The organism is Pseudomonas meliae (assembly GCF_001400515.1).
GTDB lineage: Bacteria > Pseudomonadota > Gammaproteobacteria > Pseudomonadales > Pseudomonadaceae > Aquipseudomonas > Aquipseudomonas amygdali.
In genome coordinates, this window is sequence record NZ_LJQT01000257.1 from 1 (window position 1) to 20,693 (window position 20,693).

Annotated in this window: 15 protein-coding genes and 1 pseudogene; 11 read left to right on the plus strand and 5 right to left on the minus strand. The window is 58.4% G+C overall.

The genetic code is table 11. From position 1 onward, the window contains the following. Nucleotides 1-225: 225 nt before the first annotated feature. Entirely contained in the window at nucleotides 226-1,476 is a 1,251-nt protein-coding gene (locus ALO64_RS11915; RefSeq protein ID WP_031599735.1) for a cellulase family glycosylhydrolase, read from the plus strand. 97 nt (nucleotides 1,477-1,573) lie between these two features. Here ALO64_RS11915 and ALO64_RS11920 read toward each other — a convergent pair whose 3' ends face one another. Beyond that, nucleotides 1,574-3,700: a TonB-dependent siderophore receptor gene (locus ALO64_RS11920; RefSeq protein ID WP_044344486.1), complete on the minus strand. Its 2,127-nt coding sequence runs from the start codon at nucleotides 3,698-3,700 to the stop codon at nucleotides 1,574-1,576. A gap of 192 nt (nucleotides 3,701-3,892) precedes the next feature. Between ALO64_RS11920 and pncA the strand changes: the two genes are divergently transcribed. The 8 genes and pseudogenes from pncA to ALO64_RS11960 all read left to right on the plus strand — a co-directional run bounded on the left by pncA (nucleotide 3,893) and on the right by ALO64_RS11960 (nucleotide 14,524). Then, complete coding sequence (gene pncA / locus ALO64_RS11925; RefSeq protein ID WP_044344487.1) at nucleotides 3,893-4,534, plus strand: bifunctional nicotinamidase/pyrazinamidase; 642 nt, start codon at nucleotides 3,893-3,895, stop codon at nucleotides 4,532-4,534. Nucleotides 4,535-4,674: 140 nt separating this feature from the next. Then, nucleotides 4,675-5,613, plus strand: coding sequence for a formate/nitrite transporter family protein (locus tag ALO64_RS11930; protein ID WP_002553942.1), 939 nt, complete (start codon nucleotides 4,675-4,677; stop codon nucleotides 5,611-5,613). An 86-nt stretch (nucleotides 5,614-5,699) separates the two neighbouring features. After that, nucleotides 5,700-6,383, plus strand: a complete 684-nt coding sequence (locus ALO64_RS11935; RefSeq protein ID WP_002553943.1) for a response regulator transcription factor — start codon at nucleotides 5,700-5,702, stop codon at nucleotides 6,381-6,383. Next, nucleotides 6,361-7,749, plus strand: a pseudogene (locus ALO64_RS11940) (sensor histidine kinase); the annotation flags it as partial. The gene ALO64_RS11935 and the pseudogene ALO64_RS11940, both read left to right, overlap by 23 nt. Before the next feature lie 439 nt (nucleotides 7,750-8,188). Then, a complete protein-coding gene (locus ALO64_RS11945; protein WP_052508575.1) occupies nucleotides 8,189-9,115 on the plus strand; it encodes an alpha/beta fold hydrolase in 927 nt (308 codons plus the stop codon). A 98-nt stretch (nucleotides 9,116-9,213) separates the two neighbouring features. After that, a complete protein-coding gene (locus tag ALO64_RS11950; protein WP_044344502.1) occupies nucleotides 9,214-10,401 on the plus strand; it encodes an efflux RND transporter periplasmic adaptor subunit in 1,188 nt (395 codons plus the stop codon). Continuing rightward, a complete protein-coding gene (locus tag ALO64_RS11955) occupies nucleotides 10,398-11,489 on the plus strand; it encodes an efflux RND transporter periplasmic adaptor subunit (protein ID WP_044344488.1) in 1,092 nt (363 codons plus the stop codon). The genes ALO64_RS11950 and ALO64_RS11955 overlap by 4 nt, the downstream gene beginning before the upstream one ends. Continuing rightward, the gene (locus ALO64_RS11960) at nucleotides 11,486-14,524 is read left to right on the plus strand and encodes an efflux RND transporter permease subunit (RefSeq protein ID WP_044344489.1); all 3,039 of its coding nucleotides are present in this window, start codon (nucleotides 11,486-11,488) and stop codon (nucleotides 14,522-14,524) included. Before ALO64_RS11955 ends, ALO64_RS11960 begins: the two co-directional genes overlap by 4 nt. Before the next feature lie 4 nt (nucleotides 14,525-14,528). Here ALO64_RS11960 and ALO64_RS11965 read toward each other — a convergent pair whose 3' ends face one another. Genes ALO64_RS11965 through ALO64_RS11975 form a run of 3 tightly spaced genes read right to left on the minus strand, consistent with a single transcriptional unit; the run spans nucleotide 14,529 to nucleotide 17,494 of the window. Beyond that, entirely contained in the window at nucleotides 14,529-15,374 is an 846-nt protein-coding gene (locus ALO64_RS11965; protein WP_044344490.1) for an amidohydrolase family protein, read from the minus strand. 51 nt (nucleotides 15,375-15,425) lie between these two features. Then, a complete protein-coding gene (locus ALO64_RS11970) occupies nucleotides 15,426-16,712 on the minus strand; it encodes an MFS transporter (protein WP_044344491.1) in 1,287 nt (428 codons plus the stop codon). 50 nt (nucleotides 16,713-16,762) lie between these two features. Then, nucleotides 16,763-17,494 (minus strand): GntR family transcriptional regulator, encoded by a 732-nt coding sequence (locus tag ALO64_RS11975; RefSeq protein ID WP_044317702.1) that lies wholly within the window; start codon nucleotides 17,492-17,494, stop codon nucleotides 16,763-16,765. 254 nt (nucleotides 17,495-17,748) lie between these two features. Between ALO64_RS11975 and ALO64_RS11980 the strand changes: the two genes are divergently transcribed. After that, the gene (locus ALO64_RS11980) at nucleotides 17,749-18,945 is read left to right on the plus strand and encodes an MFS transporter (RefSeq protein WP_044344492.1); all 1,197 of its coding nucleotides are present in this window, start codon (nucleotides 17,749-17,751) and stop codon (nucleotides 18,943-18,945) included. A 227-nt stretch (nucleotides 18,946-19,172) separates the two neighbouring features. After that, nucleotides 19,173-19,919, plus strand: a complete 747-nt coding sequence (locus ALO64_RS11985; protein ID WP_044344493.1) for a hypothetical protein — start codon at nucleotides 19,173-19,175, stop codon at nucleotides 19,917-19,919. A gap of 51 nt (nucleotides 19,920-19,970) precedes the next feature. Here ALO64_RS11985 and ALO64_RS11990 read toward each other — a convergent pair whose 3' ends face one another. Continuing rightward, entirely contained in the window at nucleotides 19,971-20,690 is a 720-nt protein-coding gene (locus tag ALO64_RS11990) for an alpha/beta hydrolase (protein ID WP_005745664.1), read from the minus strand. Nucleotides 20,691-20,693 lie beyond the last annotated feature (3 nt).

A 20,693-nucleotide genomic window follows, 5' to 3' on the forward strand; every position in this document is an offset into this window, starting at 1 on the left:
TTGTTCAGCGTCTCCCTAACAGATAACGCTCAAAACAGGATTACGCCAGGAAGCCATATTTCAAGGAAGAACAGAAAAAGAAAAACGTTAATAAAAGCGTCATCTTAAGTTTCCCTCCCCGTTATATGAATACTGCAATCCACTAAGTTATAGCTGGCCTGGCGACTTATTCTCCTGTTTCGCAGGGCGCAGCCACTTGTCGCACGGAGCCTACAGAGACATTCGATGAATATTCGCTCAGACAGGTCCTATGACCCCCTCATGGCCGCCAGGGAAAAGCCTGTAATGGCCGATAGAACCACGCGTCCCGTGGGCGCTGGCGCTACTGAAGCGAATCCGGATACGCAGGCGAAGCTCGACACCTACACCGCCTCTGACAGCCGCTCCGCCGAGGCACCGGAAGCTTTTCCGGTCTACACGAGAACCATGCACAGTCGAAATGCTCGGTCACTGGAGAGCGAAGCATCCCCGTCGGATAGGGCATTGCTTGCCAGTCAACAGACGCTTGCCACTCAGGGCGATACCAAGGCTCTGCGCGACGAAGTGGCCGCTGTCAAAGACAACGCAACCCCTTCCGCGCCAGAAACGAAAGTCACAGACAAAGACAAGGTCGCCTCTGCAGAGCCTGTCAAAATCGCCGAGGAAGTCTCGCGCGGGGGAGCCAACGCCAATCCTGATGACATCGCCACACCTGCTGCTGCCACGAAGATGATTCAGGACCTGAAAACGATTGGAGGCGGGACCTTACGCTTCCAGATGACGCATGATCAGATCAAGGACGCCAGGCAGATGGATAAGCTCAGGGCATTGCTTAGCGAAGGAGACAAACAGGGTGTGAAAGTTCAGTTCACCTTTCGCGACAATGCGAACCAGGGTGGCGGAAACGTGCTGACCGGAGAAAAGTTGAAGCAGGCCTCGGCCGACATCAGTAATGTGGTCAAAAAGTTTGGCAGTCGTACCAGTTTCGTACTGGACACTTTCAATCAGGGCGGCAAAAGCGCCAGTCAGGACTGGGCTGACATGCAAACCACATTAATAAAAGCCGCGCGCAATTCCGGCTATAAAGGAACTATTGTTGTCGAGGACAGCAACTGGGGAGGTGGCCTGACTGCTGGCCCGCAAAGCGGCCTGGTCAAGTTTGCCGATCAATTAAAGGCCGCCAATGGCGAAGGCAACCCTGCCCTGATTGGCAGTTTTCATGTGTACGCCAGGGAAAGCGAAGCCTCTTCCCGGCTCGGAAAACAGATCAAGGCACTGCGAGAGGCTGGTTATAAATTCCAGATTGGCGAAGTGGGTAACGCCAAATTTCTGGTAGGAAACACGTTCCAGCAAAAGGACGAAGCCACCAAAGCCTTGCAGGATAATATGACCGCTCTCAAAGCAGCCGGAGCGGACATTCTACCTGGCAAGGACCAGTTCCAGGATGGCAAACTTCGCCGCCGTGCCGGCTTTTCAAAGTCAGATCAGTTCTTATGATTCAATACGGCGCGTGATCAGGGTCCGGTATCCATCACACACGCTGCTGAACCTGACCCTCAAAGGGTCAGGCTTTGCATCTCAGGTACTTGCACCATCACAACGTATAAGCAATCCCCACCTGCACCGTCCGCGGCGCCCCCGGATACGCATAGACGTTGCCAAACGCACCTTCCTCATACTCGGTATCGAAGACGTTCTTCAGGTCCAGGTTGAGCTTCACGTGCTGGTTGACCTTGTAGTAGGCCAGCAGGTCGAACACGGTGTAGCTGTCCATCGAAAAGGCGACATTGGCGGTGCGCCCGGCGCGCTGGTCGACATAACGACCGCCGCCGCCCAGACCCAGGCCGCGCAAGGTCCCCTCCTGAAACTCGTAGACGTTGAGCAGGCTGAAGGTCTGCTCAGGGATGTTCATCAACCGTGTGCCGGAGCGCAGCGTGTTGTCCTTGGTCACTTCGGCGTCGACGTAAGCGTAGCTGCCCATCATCCGCCACTCGGGCGTCAGGTTGCCGACCACGTTGAGATCCAGGCCACGGCTGCGCACTTCGCCTGCCGCTACACTGAATGTGGAATCAACCGGGTCGGTGGTCAGCACGTTACGCTTCTCGATCTGGTAGATCGCCGCATCAACACTCAACTGGCCTTCCAGCGCTTCCCACTTGGTGCCGATTTCGTAAGACTTGCCCTCTTCCGGCTTGAAGCCGCCACCCAGCCGGCTCGCGCCGCTGTTGGGTTTGAATGAACGTGCGGTATTGGCGTAGACAGCGATGGTGTCGGTCAGGTCGTAGCTCAGGCCAACACGCGGTGTGACGGCATTATCGCTGGCGGTCCAACTGCTGGTGCCGGGCAGGAAGGAATCGTAATCATGTTCAAAACGTTCCAGACGCACGCCGCCCAATAGCTTCAGACGCTCGGTCAACGCCACCTGGTCCTGCACGAAGGCAGCCCAGGTCTTGAGGTTTTCCTTGTCGTGGGTCGTGGTCCGGGTAAGTGCTGGCCGGGCCTGACCATAGACAGGGTTGAAGATGTCTATCGGGTAGGCACCGACGGCGCCGCTGGAACGCTGGATGATCGACTTGTAGTCATAATCCTCATACTCGACCCCGGTCAGCAGCGTGTGGTCGAAACCACCGACGGAAAAGTGCCCGGTCAGGTTCAACTGCACATCGCGATCTGTCCATTCCAGCTTGCGATAGTTGAAGTTGCGCCCGAGGGTGCGACCATCTGCCGCCAGGCCGTTGGCCTCGATGGCATTGCCTTGCAGGGAACCGTCGAGAAGCTGGACGCCGCCACCCAACTTCCAGTCGGCATTGAGGTCATGGTCGAAGCGCAACTGAGCCATGTTGTTGTCGTTATGCAGCTTGCCCACGCTCTTCTCACCGAAGAACGTATCGCGCGAGGCGGTACTCGCCTGGTTGGCATAACGCGTCAGGCCACGATCCAGCGGTGCATTGTTGCGCATGAAGTCGCCTTCGAAGGTAATGCGCGTGACGTCGTTGACCTCCCAGCTCAAAACCGGAGCCACGCCATAGCGTTCGGTCTCGACGTGATCACGAAAGGTATCGCCGCCTTCGCCCACGACGTTGAGGCGATAGGCGAAACGCCCTTCGTCATCCAGCGGACCGGACGCGTCCAGCGTGCCGCGCTTCATGCCCTGATCATTGAGCTGGCTGCCCAGCGTGACCTTGCGCTCAGCCAGTGGCTGCTTGGAGACCACGTTGAAGGTGCCGCCCGGATCGCCCCGGCCGTACAGCGTGGTGGCCGGACCGCGCAACACTTCAAGGCGCTCGATGGTGTTGGCATCCGGCATGTTCGGATAGCCGCGATTGATCGGGAAGCCGTTGCGATAGAACTCGCCGGCGGTAAAACCGCGCACCGTGAATGTAGTCAGCCCTTGACCGCCGAAGTTGTTGGCCCGCCCGACGCCACCCGCGTAGTCCAGAGCGTCCTGCAATCGTGTGGAACCGATGTCTTCTACCGCGTCGCGGGTCACAACGCTGACGGACTGTGGCGTTTCATGCAGCGAGGTATCGGTGCGCGTGGCGCTGGCGGAGCGTGTGGCCCGATAGCCTTCGACCGGCCCTTGCGCCGTTTCGGCATTGGCAGCGCCCTGGATGTCGATATTCTGCAACTCTACGGAAGGTTGCCCGGCAGTAACCTGGTCAGCCCAGGCGGCTTGAGAGATCGCTTGAATGACGCAAAGTGAAACGAGAGTACGACGCATCGACGTGCAGCCCTTGGCAAGAAACCAGGCCTCTTGGGAGTCGGCAGGATTTTTCGCGAATAGTAAAAATTCGTATTAACACCTGATACAAATTCGCAAAAATATCTTTTGCCCATGCTGCGCATCACACTTCGCAACCGTGGGGACAAACAGGCAAACTGGCGCTCATCGCACCTGACAAGAGAACCGACAATGCCTCTTTCCAACAAGCCCGCCGACCCGCGTTGTGCTTTGCTGGTGATCGACATGCAGTACGACTTCATGCCCGGCGGACAACTGGCGGTGGGCGACGGCGACGCGTTGCTGCCGTTGATCAATCGTCTGGGCGCGCGTTTTGCCCAAGTGATCATTACGCAGGACTGGCATCCTGCCGGGCATATTTCGTTTGCTTCAAGCCACGCTCAGCACCTGCCGTTCGAGAGCATCACCCTGCCCTACGGCCCGCAAACCCTGTGGCCGGACTGCGTGCAAGGCAGCCACGGTGCGCAGTTGCACGCTGATCTTGACCTGCCTCACGCACAACTGATCCTGCGCAAGGGCTGCAATACGCATATCGACAGCTATTCGGCATTTCTGGAGGCAGACCGCACGACCAGCACAGGACTGGCCGGGTATCTGAAAGAGCGCGGCATCGACACGGTATTCGTGGTCGGTCTGGCGCTGGATTTCTGCGTCGCCTGGTCTGCTCAGGATGCACGCAGTGCCGGTTTCAATACGTATGTCATCGAAGATGGCTGTCGCGCCATCGACATGAACGGCTCGCTGGAGAATGCCTGGAAGACCCTCCTGAGCATGGGTGTAGAACGCGTGCAAAGCTCAGATCTGCTGGGCTAGACGGGCGCACCCTGCAACCGGCGCAAACAATCGTTGATACGTCCCGCTGTTAGCGAACGACCGCGCGCGGCGCCTGTCTGAACCATCGGACCGGCAATGCCCGTGCCGGTCCCTTTCATCACTGGCGCTGAGGATGTTGTATGGATCACGAAGTAGACGGCAAGACCCCCGGCCTGTCAGCCGAGGAAGAGCGCGAGATTGATGAGAACCAGCCGCCCCGCGCGGCGGTGCTGCACGAAACCATCCGTATTCAGGGCGATCACGAACTGGAGCGCAGTGTTGCCGCCCTGTGGTGGTCGGCGCTCGCGGCCGGGCTGACGATGGGCCTGTCGTTGATGGCGATGGGGCTGTTCAAGTCGCGGCTGGAAGGCATACCCGGCAGTCACGTAATCAGCAGCCTTGGCTATTCGGCCGGGTTTCTCGCGGTCATCCTGGCGCGCCAGCAATTGTTCACTGAAAACACTATTACCGCCGTGCTGCCGGTCATGAGCAAGTTGAACCTGGCCAACATCGGTCGATTGTTTCGGCTCTGGGGTGTGGTATTGGCGGGCAACCTCGCAGGAACGCTGCTGGTAGCGTATGTCATGCTCAATCTGCCGATTTTCGACACCAGTACAGACAAGGCATTTCTGGAGATTGGCCACAAGGTCATGGAAAACGACGTCAGTCAGATGTTTTCCAAGGGCATCGTGTCCGGCTGGATGATCGCGACCATGGTCTGGATGATTGCATCCATGGAAAATGCCAAGATCGCCATTATCATTCTGATCACTTACCTGATGGCGCTCGGGGACTTCACGCACATTGTCGTGGGCTCGGCCGAAGTGTCCTATCTGGTATTTGCCGGAGAGCTGGGCTGGAAGGATTTCTGGTTTACCTTTGCCGGTCCTACATTGGCAGGCAATATCATTGGTGGCAGCTTTATCTTTGCCTTGATCAGCCATGCACAGATCCGCAGCGAAAAAGACACGACCGCCAAACTGGAACGCGATCGTCAGGACAAGGCAGAAAAAAGCCGCCGGGAAAAGCAGCAGCAAACGCTCAAGGACGCGGATATCAGCATGCAGAATGACATATGATCCCTATCATTAAACTTTCTTTCAGGAAGCGCAGTGGCTTTTAAAGGCAGAATGAGTTTTTGAACGCACTTATTCAGGCAGGGACCATGACCCGAATTCTGGCAATCGAAGATGATGCCATCACAGCAAAGGAAATCGTGACCGAACTCAGCAACCACGGACTGGAAGTGGACTGGGTGGACAACGGCCGTGACGGTCTTGCACGTGCAGTGAGCGGCGACTATGACTTGATTACTCTGGACCGCATGCTTCCGGAGATGGATGGTCTGACCATCGTCACCCATCTGCGCGCCCAGGGTATCGCCACGCCAATCCTGATGATCAGCGCTCTTTCCGACGTGGACGAGCGGGTGCGCGGGCTGCGTGCAGGTGGGGATGATTATCTGCCCAAACCGTTTGCTTCCGACGAAATGGCGGCGCGTGTCGAAGTGCTCCTGCGCCGCAGCAACCCGGTCAGCGCGGGCAAGACAGTGCTACAGGTCGCTGATCTGGAACTGAACCTGATCAGCCGCGAAGCCTGCCGTGGCGGTGAGCCGCTGACCCTGCTGCCCACCGAGTTCAAGCTGCTGGAATTCCTGATGCGCAACAGCGGCCAGATCATCACCCGCATGATGATTTTCCAGGAAGTCTGGGGCTATCACTTTGATCCGGGCACTAACCTGATCGACGTGCACATTGGCCGTCTGCGCAAGAAGATAGACCAACCTGGCACCGCACAGCTGATCCAGACCGTGCGAGGTTCAGGTTATGTTATTGCCGAACCCGTCTAAGGGCTGGCGATCTTCAACAAGCCGATTACTGGCGCTATACAGTTCCCTGTTTGTCGCCTGGAGCGTGATGCTGCTGGGCGTCCTCTACTGGGAGGTCAACTCCTACCTGGACAACCTCGCCCGCCAGTCACTCACTCACCGCCAGCAGCTGTTTTCGCGCTTTGAAGGTCAGGCCCTGGTTGATGCTCTGGCCACCAGCATGACCTTCGATACGCGCGCAGTGGACGCTTATGGCCTGTTCGACCGAAACTTTCGTCCCGTGGCAGGCCCCATCACCCGTGTGCCGAAAAACCTGCCCATCGACGGCCAGATCCATGTACTGAGCGACTGCATCGAATCGGATGACCCGGGCCTGCCGCAAGGCAGCTGTGATGCGATAGTCAACCGAACGTCCGACGGGCGCTGGCTGGTACTGGTGCGCGAGAATGGCTCGTTGCTTGCCGTCAGCACTCTGATCCTGCATGCCTTGCTGTGGGGCATCTCTCTGACCATTATTCCCGGGGTCGCCGGCTGGCATTTGCTGCGCCGCCGCCCGTTGCGCCGCATACGCGCCATTCAGGCCAGCGCCGAATCAATCATCGCCGGCGACATGGCTGGCCGACTGCCGGTCTCGAACAGACGTGATGAGCTGGACATGCTGGCGGTGATCGTCAACGCCATGCTCGACCGTATCGAAAAGCTCATGAACGAGGTCAAGGGCGTCTGCGACAATATCGCCCATGACCTGCGCACGCCACTGACCCGGCTGCGCGCCCAGCTTTATCGCATTCAGCAGCAATCAGCACACGATTCGCCCCATTCCACCCAGATTGCCCAGGTCATCAGTGAAGCAGACACGCTGATGGCGCGTTTCCGTGGGCTGCTGCGCATTTCGGAACTGGAAGACCGCCAGCGACGTTCGGCGTTCATTGAGCTGGAGCTGCAACCACTGTTGCAGGAACTGCATGATTTCTACCTGCCACTGGCCGAAGAAGACCAGATCACCCTGCTGCTGGACCTGCACGACACATTACCCACGCTGGTAGGCGACCGAGCCCTGCTGTTTGAAGCGCTGACCAACCTGCTGGGAAATGCAATCAAGTTCACCCCTTCCGGCGGGATTGTAAAAATCAGCGCCTACCCCTCCAGCGACGGCATCACGCCGTGCATTGAAGTACAGGACTCTGGGCCCGGCATCCCCGTCGCCGAGCGCGCAGCCGTCTTCCAGCGCTTCTATCGCAGCGAAACCGGCACTGAACAGAGCGGCTTCGGGCTCGGTCTTTCCGTAGTCGCCGCTATCGTCAATCTGCATGGTTTTACGCTGCAAATAGGCATCAGCGAATACGGCGGCGCAAGCTTGTTGCTGGAATGTCGCACCGTAAACACTCGGCCTGAGATTCAATCACGATCTCCTGCGCAAAACACTACGTGCCTGCTTTTTGACGAGTTTGAAGCGTCTGGGTCAGTGGTTCCAGAGCTTTCGATAGTTATCTGGCGCAGCCTGCCAAGCGCTAGTTTGTAACAATATGTTTCAAAAAACACTGTAGCTTGACCGTTTCAGCGCTCACAAGTTCCACTCAATAAATGCGCTTTTCTGGCTTTATATGACGGTTTTCCCCGAATAAATCACCCCATCGAGCAGATGGCGGTTCTTCGCCTTCCAGGCAAAATGTGAACGAATAGACATTTTTATGACGTCAGCGTCTTGTCGCTTCGCTGGCGCTGCGCTATCTATAACCGGGCAAACAAGGTTCCTGCTGCACCGCTTGGCTGCACCCAAAATAATAACTCACCGGATTTCGCCACTAACAAGGCGAGGCTTTGACATGGCTGCCAAAGCAGAGAACGCTGTACTAATTAGTTGGATCAACATCGGCTGGGAGGCTGTTATGGGCGCACAATCAAAGATTTTAAGCGTAGGTCAGTACAAGGTTTACACCGAGACTTACTGGAAAGGCAGCGAGGCCAAGACCATCTTGCTGGTCAACGGTGCGTTATCGACCACCGGCTCTTTCGGGCAGACCGTCAAGTACCTGCAACCGCACTACAACCTCGTGCTATTCGACCTGCCGTTTTCGGGGCAGTCCCGAGCCCACAACCCGGACGACATGATTGTCAGCAAGGAAGATGAAGTAAACATCCTGCTGCAGTTGATCGACCTTTATCAGGTGAACCACCTGCTGTCGGTATCCTGGGGCGGTGTATCGGCCCTGCTGGCCCTTTCCGAGTGCCCGCCATCCGTGGAAAAGGCGATCATCAGCTCGTTCTCGCCGGTCCTCAACGAGGCCATGCTCGATTACATCGATAACGCCCAGATCTATCTGGCCGCCCGCGAGAAGCGCAAGATCGGCTCACTGCTCAATGACACCGTGGGCAAGTACCTGCCGCGCCTGTTCAAACTTTATAACTACAAGCACCTGATCAGCCTTGCCGAACACGAATATCGCCAGATCGACTTTCACATCAGCCAGATTCGCAAACTAAGCGCCACTAACTACGTCGAGCGTTTTTCCTCGATCAAGATTCCGGTGCTGTTCATCAACGGTGAAAAAGATGAGTACACCACCGTTGAAGATGCGCGGATGTTTTCCAACTACATCGCCAAAAGCAGTTTCAACGTCGTTCCGGACACCGGGCACTTTCTGGATCTGGAGAGCAAGGCGGCGTGGCACCACTCGCAACGCACCGCACTGACGTTCCTGGGCACCGATGCCACTCAACAGGTGTGGCCAAGCGTCACCGCGATGGCCTGAAACACGCTCGCCTGCGCCCGGGAAGCCGTTCAGCTTTTCCGGCGTGACGCAGTGGTTCACCGGTGTTGGTTTCTTTGATCGGGCAGTGCTATTCGTTGATGACTTTTCCCTTTGCAACGCGCTTGCGTTGGTACTGCCGTGCTACCGGAAATGTCCGGCCATCGCACCTCATACCTGTTCAGCCCGGCCTGGTGCTGGGGTTCATTTCACTGCTCTCGCTCAGCGCTTGTTCCGCAGGGAAACCTGCAGAAAAGGCGCTGGTGCGAGTCGAGGTACAGCCAGTTGCCTTGGTGGACGTCTCAAGCAGTGTGACGCTGACAGGCGATATCCAGGCGCGCAAAGTAACCGAGCAAGCGTTTCGCGTGTCGGGCAAGCTGATCAAACGCTACGTGGATGTCGGGAACCGCGTGCGTGCCGGGCAAGTGCTTGCCAGGCTGGACCCGCAAGAACAGAAGAACGAGCTGGCGTCGGCCAATGCCGAAGTGGCCATGCGACAGTCGCGCTTATACCTCGCCGAACAAAATTACCTGCGTCAGCAGTTACTGCTGCCCAAGGGCTATACCAATCTCAGTGAATACCAGAAGGCACGCTCCGGCCTTGAGAGTGCGCGAGCTGAATTGGCAGCGCTGCAAGCTCAACAGGCCAATGCACGTGATCAAGTCGGTTACACCGAACTGCTCGCAGTAGCAGATGGCGTCATCACTGCACGGCATGCCGAAGAAGGTCAGGTGGTCCAGGCCGCCGCACCGGTGTTCAGTGTCGCTCACGATGGCGAACGCGAAGCGGTATTTTACGTGTATGAATCGCTGCTGCGCTCCGATCAGACAGGCGCTACGGTGATCATTAGCCCTATCGCTGAACAGGGCATTCAGTTGACCGGCATCATCAGGGAAATCACGCCCATCGTTTCCGCCGCTAACGGCACATTGCGAGTGCGCGTTGCGCTGCCGGACGTCGCCGTTGCACCTGCACTCGGCTCAGTGGTCAGCGCCCGCCTGCAGGTTCGGTCACAACGGGCGTACGCTCTGCCCTGGTCAGCGCTGAGCCGCGCCAAGGGCCAACCGGCAGTCTGGCAGGTGGACGCTCAGGCAAGGGTCAAGCTGACGCGGGTCAACGTGCTGCGCTATGAACAGGGCCAGGTGATCGTTTCCGAGGGGCTGTCCGAGGGGGATCGGGTGGTTTCCCGAGGGCTGCAGTTTCTCTACCCGGGGCAACGGGTCGAGGTCGCCGAGCGAGTGCCAGTCGAGGTGGCTGTCTCGTTGGCGTCATCGGCACCTGGGCAATGAGCAGCACACCTGCAGAACCACGACCGACACATGCTTGCTGGCTGCTCTGTTTGCTGATCATGACGCTGCCGGGCTGCCGCGACAAACCGCTTCGCGAAGCGGTCGAGCGGCCCGTGCTGTTCACCGAAATTGTCGATCAGCGCAGCGCCTCTTATGCGCGCTTCGCCGGAGTCATCCAGCCGCAATACGAGGTAGCACTGGGTTTTCGTGTGGCCGGACGACTGGCAACCCGGCACGCAGAGGTCGGTGACCGAGTGCACAAAGGCGATCTGCTCGCCACGCTGGAGCCAGGCGATCAGCAACATCGTTTGCTTGCCCGCCAGGCAGAACTCGGCAGAGCCCGGTCTGCCTGGCAGCAGGCGCGCGATGAGCAAACGCGTTACCAGCAACTCTACGAGCGCGGTATCGGCTCGCGGGCGCGTCTGGACCAGTTGAACAGTGAAGTGCGCACTCAGGACGCACTTCGCAGTCAGGCCAGCATTGCGCTGCAACAAGCTACTGACCATGTGTCCTACACGCGCCTGTCAGCCGAATTCGACGGCCTGATCACCGAATGGCAAGCCGAAGTCGGTCAGGTCATCGCGACTGGTCAGGCAGTGGTCAGCCTTGCGCGTCCGGAAAGCCGCGAAGCGGTGGTCGATTTGCCGCTGGGGGCACTGGATGACAATCAGCGCATCAGGGTGATTTCGCAACTCGATGAGCAAGTCTCAGTGGCCGCAAAAGTCCGCCAGCTTGCACCGCAAATCAACGCCGAAACCCGCACTCAACGTGTCCGTCTGGCCATGCAGCACATGCCCGACAGCTTTCGTCCGGGCTCGACGGTCACGGTCGAAATCAGCGGCGACGCACCGCCGTTTCACGAGCTGCCCGGCAGCGCCGTTGTGGAGCGCGACGGTCTGTCTCAGGTATGGGTCATCGACCCATCGACCTCGACACTCGTTGCGCGCACGGTGAAGGTACTGACGCGCACGGGCTCGAAGGTACGGATCAGCGGCGAGCTGCACGAGGGCGAAAAAGTGGTGACTGCTGGCGTTAACGGCATGCAGTCCGGACAGAAAATACGCATGCAGCGAGAGGTCAGTTTGTGAGGGAGCGTTTCAATCTGTCGGCCTGGGGGCTCAGGCATCGCACGCTGGTCTGGTACATGATGTTCGTTTCACTGCTGATGGGCAGTTGGTCGTTTCTGAATCTGGGCCGCGAGGAAGACCCTTCCTTTGCCATCAAGACCATGGTCATTCAGGCGCGTTGGCCGGGTGCTACGTTGCCCGACACCTTGCAACAGGTCACCGACCGGCTGGAAAAGAAGCTCGAAGAAATCGACGCGCTGGATTACGTGAAAAGCTACACGCTGGCCGGCGAATCGACGCTTTTTGTCTTCCTCAAAAGCGAGACCCGTAGCGCCGACATCCCGGCAGCGTGGTATCAGGTACGCAAGAAGATCAGCGATGTACGCAGCGAATTGCCCAGCGGCATTCAGGGCCCTGCATTCAACGACGAGTTTGGTGATGTGTTCGGCAGTATCTATGCGTTCACCGCTGACGGCCTGTCGTTCCGCCAGTTGCGCGATTACGTCGAACAGGTGCGCGCCGATATCCGCAGCGTGCCCAACCTGGGCAAGATCGAGCTGCTCGGTGCCCAGCGCGAAGTCATTTATCTGAATTTTTCGATCCGCAAGCTCGCGGCGTTGGGCATCGATCAGCGCCAGGTGCTGCAAAGCCTGCAAGCGCAAAACTCGGTAACGCCCGCCGGGGTGATTGAGTCAGGCCCGGAACGCATTGCGGTACGCGCCAGCGGTCAATTCAGCAGTGAAGAGGACCTTGAGGCCGTCAATCTGCGCTTTGGTGAGCGGTTCTTTCGCCTCAGCGATCTGGCGACTATCGAACGCCGCTACGCTGACCCGCCCTCCTCGCTGTTCCGTTTCAATGGCCAACCGGCCATCGGGCTTGCGGTGGCCATGAAGCAAGGCGGCAACATTCAGGCATTCGGTACGCAGTTGCAGCAGCGCATCGACGAGCTGACTACCGAGCTACCGTTGGGCATCGACGTGCATCTGGTGTCCAGCCAGGCCGACGTGGTTGAAAAAGCCATCGGCGGCTTCACCCATGCACTCTTTGAAGCGATCCTGATTGTGTTGGTCGTGAGCTTCATCAGCCTCGGCATTCGCGCAGGTCTGGTGGTGGCCTGTTCGATTCCACTGGTGCTCGCGCTGGTCTTTGTGTTCATGGAGTACAGCGGCATCACCATGCAGCGCATCTTGCTGGGTGCGCTGATCATCGCCTTGGGGCTGTTGGTGGATGACGCCATGATTACCGTCGAAATGATGGTGACCCGCCTGGAAAGCGGCGATTCGTTGCCACAGGCCGCGACCTTCGCCTATACCTCGACGGCCTTCCCGATGCTGACCGGCACGCTGGTGACGGTTGCCGGTTTCGTGCCCATCGGCCTGAATTCCAGTTCAGCGGGCGAATACGTGTTCACCATGTTCGCAGTCATCGCCGTGGCCCTGTTGCTGTCCTGGCTGGTGGCGGTGCTGTTTGCGCCACTGATTGGCGTGTATATCCTCAAGGCGTCGGCGCCGCATGCCGCGCCGGGGCGCTGGATGCGCGGCTTCAGCGGCCTGCTGATCCAGACCCTGGAGCACCGCTGGTGGGTGATCGGTATCACGTTGCTGATGTTCATCGGCTCACTGTTTGCCACCAGAATGCTGCAGAACCAGTTCTTTCCGGACTCCGACCGCCCGGAAATTCTGGTGGATATCTATATGCCGCAAAACGGCTCCATCGAAGGCACACGCCAGACCATGGATCGCTTTGAGGCCACGCTCAAGAACGATCCCGATGTGCTGCGCTGGAGTTCCTATGTAGGCAAAGGTGCGGTGCGTTTCTACCTGCCACTGGACCAGCAACTGAGCAATCCCTTTTATGGGCAACTGGTGATCGTGAGCCAGGGCGGCGCAGCGCGTGATCGTCTGATCGAGCGTCTGCGCCAGCGCTTTCGTGACGATTATGTCGGGGTGGGCGGCTACGTCCAGCCATTGAACATGGGGCCGCCAGTGGGCTGGCCGGTGCAATACCGGGTCAGCGGCCCGGACATCGAACAAGTGCGCAGCCAGGCGATGGCACTGGCGGCCATCCTCGACGCCAACCCAAACATCGGCCAGGTCATCTATGACTGGAACGAGCCGGGCAAAGTGCTGAAGATTGATATCGCGCAGGACAAGGTGCGTCAATTCGGCCTGTCTTCGGAAGACGTGGCGCAAATCCTCAACAGTATGGTCAGCGGAACGACCATCACTCAGGTGCGCGACAGTACCTACCTGATCGACATGGTCGCGCGCGCAGAAAACGATGAGCGCAACTCGGTACAAAGCCTCGGCAACCTGCAGATCCCGACACCCAACGGTGCGAGCGTGCCGCTGCTGGCGTTCGCCACGCTCAGCTACGAGCAGGAACAGCCGCTGGTCTGGCGTCGCGACCGGCTGGCGACCATCACCCTTAAAGCCAGCGTGCTTGGAAAACTGCAACCGGCCGCGCTGGTCAGGCAATTGAAAACGGAAGTCGACGCCTTCAGCGCCCGCCTGCCACTACGCTATTCGCTGGCTACTGGTGGTGCGGTCGAGGCCAGCGCCCGCTCGCAAGGGCCCATATTGAAGGTCGTGCCACTGATGTTGCTGCTGGTGGTGAGCTTTTTGATGATCCAGCTGCACAGTGTCAAAAAACTTCTGCTAGTGGTCAGCGTGGTGCCGCTCGGCCTGATTGGCGTGGTCGCAGCGTTATTGATATCCGGCTATCCGCTGGGCTTCGTCGCGATTCTTGGCGTTCTGGCGCTGATCGGCATCATTATTCGCAATTCGGTGATTCTGGTCACACAGATCGACGAGTTCGTCGCTGCCGGTGAGAGTGCCTGGACATCGGTGGTCAAGGCCACCGAACATCGCTGCCGGCCGATTCTGCTGACCGCAGCAGCCGCAAGCCTGGGCATGATCCCGATTGCCCGCGAGGTGTTCTGGGGCCCGATGGCGATCGCCATGATCGGCGGTATCGCCATTGCCACCTTGCTGACGTTGTTTTTTCTGCCTGCGCTGTATGTGGTGAGCTACAGGATCAGGCCGCCGGCGGCTTAGCGGGTCAGATTTCGATTGGCAGAAAATCGAACAGGGCCTGAGGAGCCTCGACCAGCAACATGTTTTTGAGCGGTTCCGGGCACTCAAGCGCCCGGAACTGCTCGACCACACTGGCGTAACTGACCTCTTGCTCATGCTGGGTGTGTGGCCAGTCGCTACCCCATACCAACCGGCGCGGACCAAAGCTTTGCAGCAGCAGAGGCAATGCAGCGTGGGCAAACGCCGCATTTTGCTCGGCAGTGCCGCCCAGTCGATAAATTGCCGAGACTTTCATCCACAGCTGCCCGCTCAGGCCCAACTCCAGCAATGCCTGGAACGCCGGGTCATCAATACCAAGGCGCGCATCGGGCCGACCAAAATGGTCGATCACAATCTTGCAACCGAATGGCAGCAACTGCCGGATCAGCCCCGGCAAGTCCGCAACCTCACGGTGCAGTTCAACATGCCAACCAAGGGTCCAGACGTTCTTGAACAACGACTTCCATTCAGGTGCGGTGAAGTCAGGCAATGCCCTGCCGATGAGGTTCAGGCGAATACCGACAATGCCCAGCCCCGCCATACGCTGCAAGGCACCACGGCTGATATCGGTATCAACCACCGCCACACCGCGCAACCGATCAGGGGCCTGCGCCAGAGCGTCGAACAGAAATCGGTTATCGGTGCCCAGAAAACTGGGCTGCACCAGTACGCCATGACTCAAACCATGTTCGTGCAGGTGGGCCAGATACGCTTGCACAGTGGCATCGTAGTCCGGGCTGTAACGTCGTCCTGACGTCAGACTCAAATCCTTGCTGAAGACATGAGCATGGGCATTAATGCCCAGGATTGGCGTGGTACAGGGGTCGGTCATGAGTTCATCTGTAGTCAACGCAGTGCCGTAACACCGCGGGTGAAAGGATATTCAAGCCTGCTGCGCTGCGCCCTTATCCAGCGGCTCGGCAGCAATCAGCGTGGCATCAAGATTGCGTCCACGGGTTTCCGGCAGGCAGAAAGCAGCCACCATCGCCACGCCATAGGCAATACCGGCATCGATGCCGATGGCAGTGCCCAGCGACATCGATTCGCTCATATGGCCCACTAGAAACGGGAACACCGCCGACAATACGCGCCCGAAGTTGTAACAGAAGCCAACCCCTGCCCCACGTACGTCTGCCGGGTACAACTCGTTGAAAAACGAACCCAGGCTGGCCGGAATGCCAGCGGCGAAGAACCCCAGCGGAAAGCCAAGAAACAGCATTTGCGTGTTGCTCAGCGGCAGCATCAGATAGCACTGCACCGTGACCACGCAGCACAGCGCGAACAGCATGATGTTCTTGCGTCGGCCAATGCGGTCGATCAACAGACCGCTGCATACGCAACCGCACCAGAATGCAACGATAATGACCGCCAGATAGCCGCCGGAGCTGAGCACTGACAGGTTGCGTTCGGTTTTCAGAAAGGTGGGCAGCCACGTCATGACCGCGTGATAACCGCCGTGCGTACCAAGGCCCAGCAAGCCGCCGAGCAAGGTGACGCGCAATAATTCGGGGCGAAAGATTCCGGCCATCGACTTGAAGAAATTACCCTTCGGCGCAGCGTTTTTCTGCATGCGCTGGAAGCTGTCCGGCTCCTCGACGTTGCGGCGCACCCAGATAATCATCAGTGCTGGCAGCAGGCCAACGAAAAACATTACCCGCCAGGCAATATCCTCCGGCACAAACGAATAGATCAGGATAAACAACACCACCGCCAGCCCCCAGCCGACAGCCCAGGCGCTTTGCACCGTTGCCATCACCTTGCCGCGGTAGCGCGACTGGATCGTCTCGGCCATCAACACCGCGCCCGCCGCCCACTCACCGCCGATGCCAAAGCCCTGCAGCGCTTTGATGATCAATAACTGATTGAAGCCGGTCACGAAGGCAGACAGGAAGGTGAAGAAGGAAAACCACAGGATCATCCATTGCAACGTGCGAACCCGGCCATAGCGATCCGACAACGTTCCGCCGACCCAGCCACCCAGTGCCGACGTCACCAACGTCACGGCGCTGATAAGCCCTGCGTCGCCTTTGGTCAGGGCAAAGGCGGCAATCAAGGCAGGGATGGCCAGACCGAACATCTGCACTTCCAGAGCGTCCAGCGACCAACCGCCGAAACAGGCCCAGAAGGTCTTGCGCTCCTTGGGAGTGACTTCGCGATACCAGTTGAACATGGCTTCCTATCCTTATGAGCGTCGAATGAGTCGGGGTGATTGCAGTGCGCTCAGCGAATTTCCACGCTGTAGCGGAAATGGCTGGCGTGCCCTCGTGAACGTCGCCACTCCAGAGGTTCACCGGCGTAATTACGCGCCAGTCGTTCAATGACCACTACCGGGCTGCCGGCCGAAACCTGCAGCAACCGACCGTACACCTCGTTGACCGCTTCAGCCGTCAGGCTCTCTTGCGCATAAGCCACAACCTGACCGCAAACCTCTTCATAGATCGGATAAAGCAACGGCCCCTGAGTATCGAGATCCATATCCAGCAACGCCTGGAAGCGGATCCGAGGCAGCCAGATTTCTTCAGCCAGCACCGGCTGACCATCCAGCAAGCGCAGCCGGATCATCCGAATGACCGGCGCATTGGCCACCAGACCCAGCGCCTGACTGACCGCTGAAGGCGCAGCCACAGGCTCTATTGATAAAATCCGGCTTTCCGGTACACGGCGCTCGCCCGCTTCGGTCTGAAAACGGAAGAAACGAAACAGCGACGACTGAAACCTGGCACGCCGAATAAACGTGCCACGCCCCTGTTGGCGCTCCAGAACGTTGTCGCTGACCAGCAGATCGATGGCCTTGCGCACGGTGCCGGTGGACAGGCAATACTCAGCGGACAGCGCCGCTTCAGTAGGAATGGCTTCACCCGGACGCCAACGATTATTGGCAATCTGTTCGGCCAGACTGTCGCGCAGGCGTTGATAAAGCGGAAGGCGTTCGTCGCTGGAGAGCTTGTTCATTGTTGTAGTTATCCAGTCATATATATGAATATTCGGACGCGAGTATTCATCCGTGGTTAGCGGACGTCAATAGGGGCAGACGCCCGTACAGGCTTATGTAACTTGTCATCATCATTCCTGGAAATATCCTGTATCAACTCGCCGCACCTACTTAATACCCGACAAAACCGTTAGCCTGCTTGCCATCAGTCAAAAACCCGCCTGACAGATGCGCCTCGCGTGCCTGTCAGGTATACGCTCAAGCGAGAATCTTCATGCCCCACTCGTCCCACGCGGCGCACAAAGCCGTGAGCATGACCCCGGCCATGGTCATGCTGTTTGCCTTCTGCTGCGGCGCGATTGTCGCCAACATCTACTATGCGCAGCCGATCATCGAGCTGATTGCCCCGGACATCGGGCTGTCGAGTACGGCGGCGAGTCTGATCGTTTCATTAACGCAGATCGGTTATGCGCTGGGCTTGTTCTTTCTGGTGCCACTGGGGGATTTGCTGGAGAACCGCAGGCTGATGCTGATCACCACTGCGGTTGCGGTGCTCAGCCTACTGGGCGCTGCGTTTGCCGAGCAGCCGAATCTGTTTCTGCTGGTGTCGCTGCTGGTGGGTTTCAGTTCGGTGTCGGTGCAGATGCTGATCCCGCTGGCGGCGCATCTGGCACCGGAAGAATCCCGCGGCAGAGTGGTGGGCGGAATCATGGGCGGGCTGTTGCTGGGGATTCTGCTGGCGCGGCCGATTGCCAGTCTGGTGGCCGACCATTTCGGCTGGCGCGCAGTGTTCGGGGCAGCGGCCGTGGTGATGATCGGTATCAGTGTGGTGCTGGCAACCACCATGCCCAAACGCGTTCCGGATCATCGTGCATCCTACGGCCAGTTGCTGTTCTCGCTCTGGACGCTTTTGCGCACCCAGCCGGTGCTGCGCCAGCGGGCTTTTTATCAGGCATGTATGTTCGCGACCTTCAGTCTGTTCTGGACCGCCGTACCCCTGGAGCTGTCACGCAATCACGGGCTGTCGCAAAGCCAGATCGCGATCTTTGCCCTGATCGGCGCAATCGGTGCCATTGCGGCACCCATCAGCGGACGCCTGGCAGACGCCGGTTACACCCGCATCGCGTCTTTGGGCGCACTTCTGTTCGGTGCACTGAGCTTTCTTCCGGGCCTTATTCATCCTGCCTACAGCGTGATAGGCCTTGCGGTAACGGGCGTGGTGCTGGATTTCTGCGTGCAGACCAGCATGGTGTTGGGCCAGCGAACCGTCTATGCACTGGATGCCGCCAGCCGCAGCCGGCTCAACGCCCTGTACATGACCAGCATTTTCATCGGTGGCGCGATTGGCTCGGCGGTGGCCAGCCCGTTGTTTGATCATGGCGGCTGGACCTGGGGGCTGATCGCAGGCACGGTGCTGCCGTTGACTGCCTTGCTGGCGCTGCTCAGGGCTCGATCCGGACAGAATGCGTAAACGCTGCACTTTGTAACTGATTTGCAGGATAATACCGCGGCGATGGCATGGCCCATCGCCCTTCTGGCCCTCTCTCGCACCTCAAGGCCCGCGTATCCGGCACCTCTGGATCTGCGCGATTGAACACGGATTGTACAGACGCCTCATCCCAAGGCCCCGAATCCGCCGATACTGCTTTTCAAGCGCATCGGTACGCACTTGCGCAACCCGAACAAGGCAAAACAGCAATGGACGCAGCACTACGAACAAGCAAAATTTCCGCGATTTTCGCCAGGATATCGATCGGCGTCAGCGGCATGATTGGAGTTATCTGGAGCATCTTCACCTACCTTTTCCCGGACCCGGCCGTTCTTGGCCTCAGTATTGACTTCATCAACTGGAAGACACTGGTCATTATCGTCGGCACAGGTATGGTGATAAGCGGGTTTTGTATCGCCTTCCTGGCCAGAAAGCTTCTCTCAATTCTCAAACTCAGTGTCTGGCTGGCGCTATCACTGTTTCTCTGCGCGGTGCTCTTCAAACTGGGCGGCGAATACGCTAAACCTTCGGTCGATTTCGCCCGCGGTCAAACACTGTTCACCGAGAATGAAACCGCCAACCTGTTCGGCAAACGCTCCGAGACGGTCGACAACGTGAGTATGGAGTTGCTGGGTTGTGATCAGAATGGCCAGTCGCCTACCTGCATGTTGGAGCTGACCAACAAAAGTACAGACCGCGACTTCCGTTTTCTGAACCCGATCAGCCTGTTCGAAGAAACAGGCGGCGCTCTGGGCCTTTCGCAACTGCGTGTCGGCGATGCGAAATACGACCGCTGGGACAGCTTCCAGTTGATCCGTAACGTCCCTACCCGCGTGACGCTGATCTTTGAAGCGGCCAAGGGCCGGGTCAAGCAGTCACCTGCTTTGAAGCTGACCTTCCGTGATCGCGAGAACAAGGACAACGTGCTCAAGTTCAACGAGGTCAAGGTCAATTAAGTAGCAAACATAGAGGGTGCGTCGTCTTGAGTATGACGACGCACGTATTCGCTACCGGACTGACTGCTGCAGCCAGTTAGCCAGGTCAATGACTTCGGCTTCGTTGATGCTGTGCCCCAGCCCTTCATACCCATGAAATTGCGGTGACAGGCCAAGCGACTTCAGCGTGGCTTCGGCTTGCGGGCCGCTGGCGTAGGCCACCTGGCGATCCTGTACCCCGTGACCGATGAAGACGTTCAGGCGCTTGAGGTCATCAGAGGCTTTGAGCTCGGACTGCACCACCGGCAACAACCGCCCGCTCAACGCCGCAATCCCCCCTACCAGCTTGGGCTGACGCAGGGCGACTTCGTAGCTCATCATCGCGCCCTGGCTGAACCCGACCAGAAACACCTTGCCCGGCTGCGTGTGGAACTTGCCGGTGGCCTGGGTGATGAATGCGCTCAACTGCTTGCCGCTGCTCTTGAGGTCTTCGGTCACGCCATCGTAGTCAGGCACGCCTGGTTTTTGGGTGAACCACTTGTAACTGTCAGCGCGCAACTCCACTGGAGCCTGCACCGACAGGTAGTTGTAATCGGCCGGAAGATGCTCCTTGAGCCCGAACAAGTCAGCCGCATTACTGCCGTAGCCATGAATGAAGATCACCAGCGGCCGGTTCGGGGTTTCGACGTTGACCTGTGCCAGGTAATCCAGCGGCAGATCAGTGTGCAGGGTGTCCTGCGCCTGCGCCATGCCGGCAACGGCAAACAGCAAGGCAGTGAAAAATTTCAGCATCGG

Excerpts from the sequence above, each read along its gene's own strand:
- ALO64_RS11915 (WP_031599735.1), top strand. The coding sequence starts at position 226 with ATGAATATTCGCTCAGACAGGTCCTATGACCCCCTCATGGCCGCCAGG.
- ALO64_RS11920 (WP_044344486.1), bottom strand. The coding sequence starts at position 3,700 with ATGCGTCGTACTCTCGTTTCACTTTGCGTCATTCAAGCGATCTCTCAA.
- pncA (WP_044344487.1), top strand. The coding sequence starts at position 3,893 with ATGCCTCTTTCCAACAAGCCCGCCGACCCGCGTTGTGCTTTGCTGGTG.
- ALO64_RS11930 (WP_002553942.1), top strand. The coding sequence starts at position 4,675 with ATGGATCACGAAGTAGACGGCAAGACCCCCGGCCTGTCAGCCGAGGAA.
- ALO64_RS11935 (WP_002553943.1), top strand. The coding sequence starts at position 5,700 with ATGACCCGAATTCTGGCAATCGAAGATGATGCCATCACAGCAAAGGAA.
- ALO64_RS11945 (WP_052508575.1), top strand. The coding sequence starts at position 8,189 with ATGGCTGCCAAAGCAGAGAACGCTGTACTAATTAGTTGGATCAACATC.
- ALO64_RS11950 (WP_044344502.1), top strand. The coding sequence starts at position 9,214 with ATGACTTTTCCCTTTGCAACGCGCTTGCGTTGGTACTGCCGTGCTACC.
- ALO64_RS11955 (WP_044344488.1), top strand. The coding sequence starts at position 10,398 with ATGAGCAGCACACCTGCAGAACCACGACCGACACATGCTTGCTGGCTG.
- ALO64_RS11965 (WP_044344490.1), bottom strand. The coding sequence starts at position 15,374 with ATGACCGACCCCTGTACCACGCCAATCCTGGGCATTAATGCCCATGCT.
- ALO64_RS11970 (WP_044344491.1), bottom strand. The coding sequence starts at position 16,712 with ATGTTCAACTGGTATCGCGAAGTCACTCCCAAGGAGCGCAAGACCTTC.
- ALO64_RS11975 (WP_044317702.1), bottom strand. The coding sequence starts at position 17,494 with ATGAACAAGCTCTCCAGCGACGAACGCCTTCCGCTTTATCAACGCCTG.
- ALO64_RS11980 (WP_044344492.1), top strand. The coding sequence starts at position 17,749 with ATGCCCCACTCGTCCCACGCGGCGCACAAAGCCGTGAGCATGACCCCG.
- ALO64_RS11985 (WP_044344493.1), top strand. The coding sequence starts at position 19,173 with ATGGACGCAGCACTACGAACAAGCAAAATTTCCGCGATTTTCGCCAGG.
- ALO64_RS11990 (WP_005745664.1), bottom strand. The coding sequence starts at position 20,690 with ATGCTGAAATTTTTCACTGCCTTGCTGTTTGCCGTTGCCGGCATGGCG.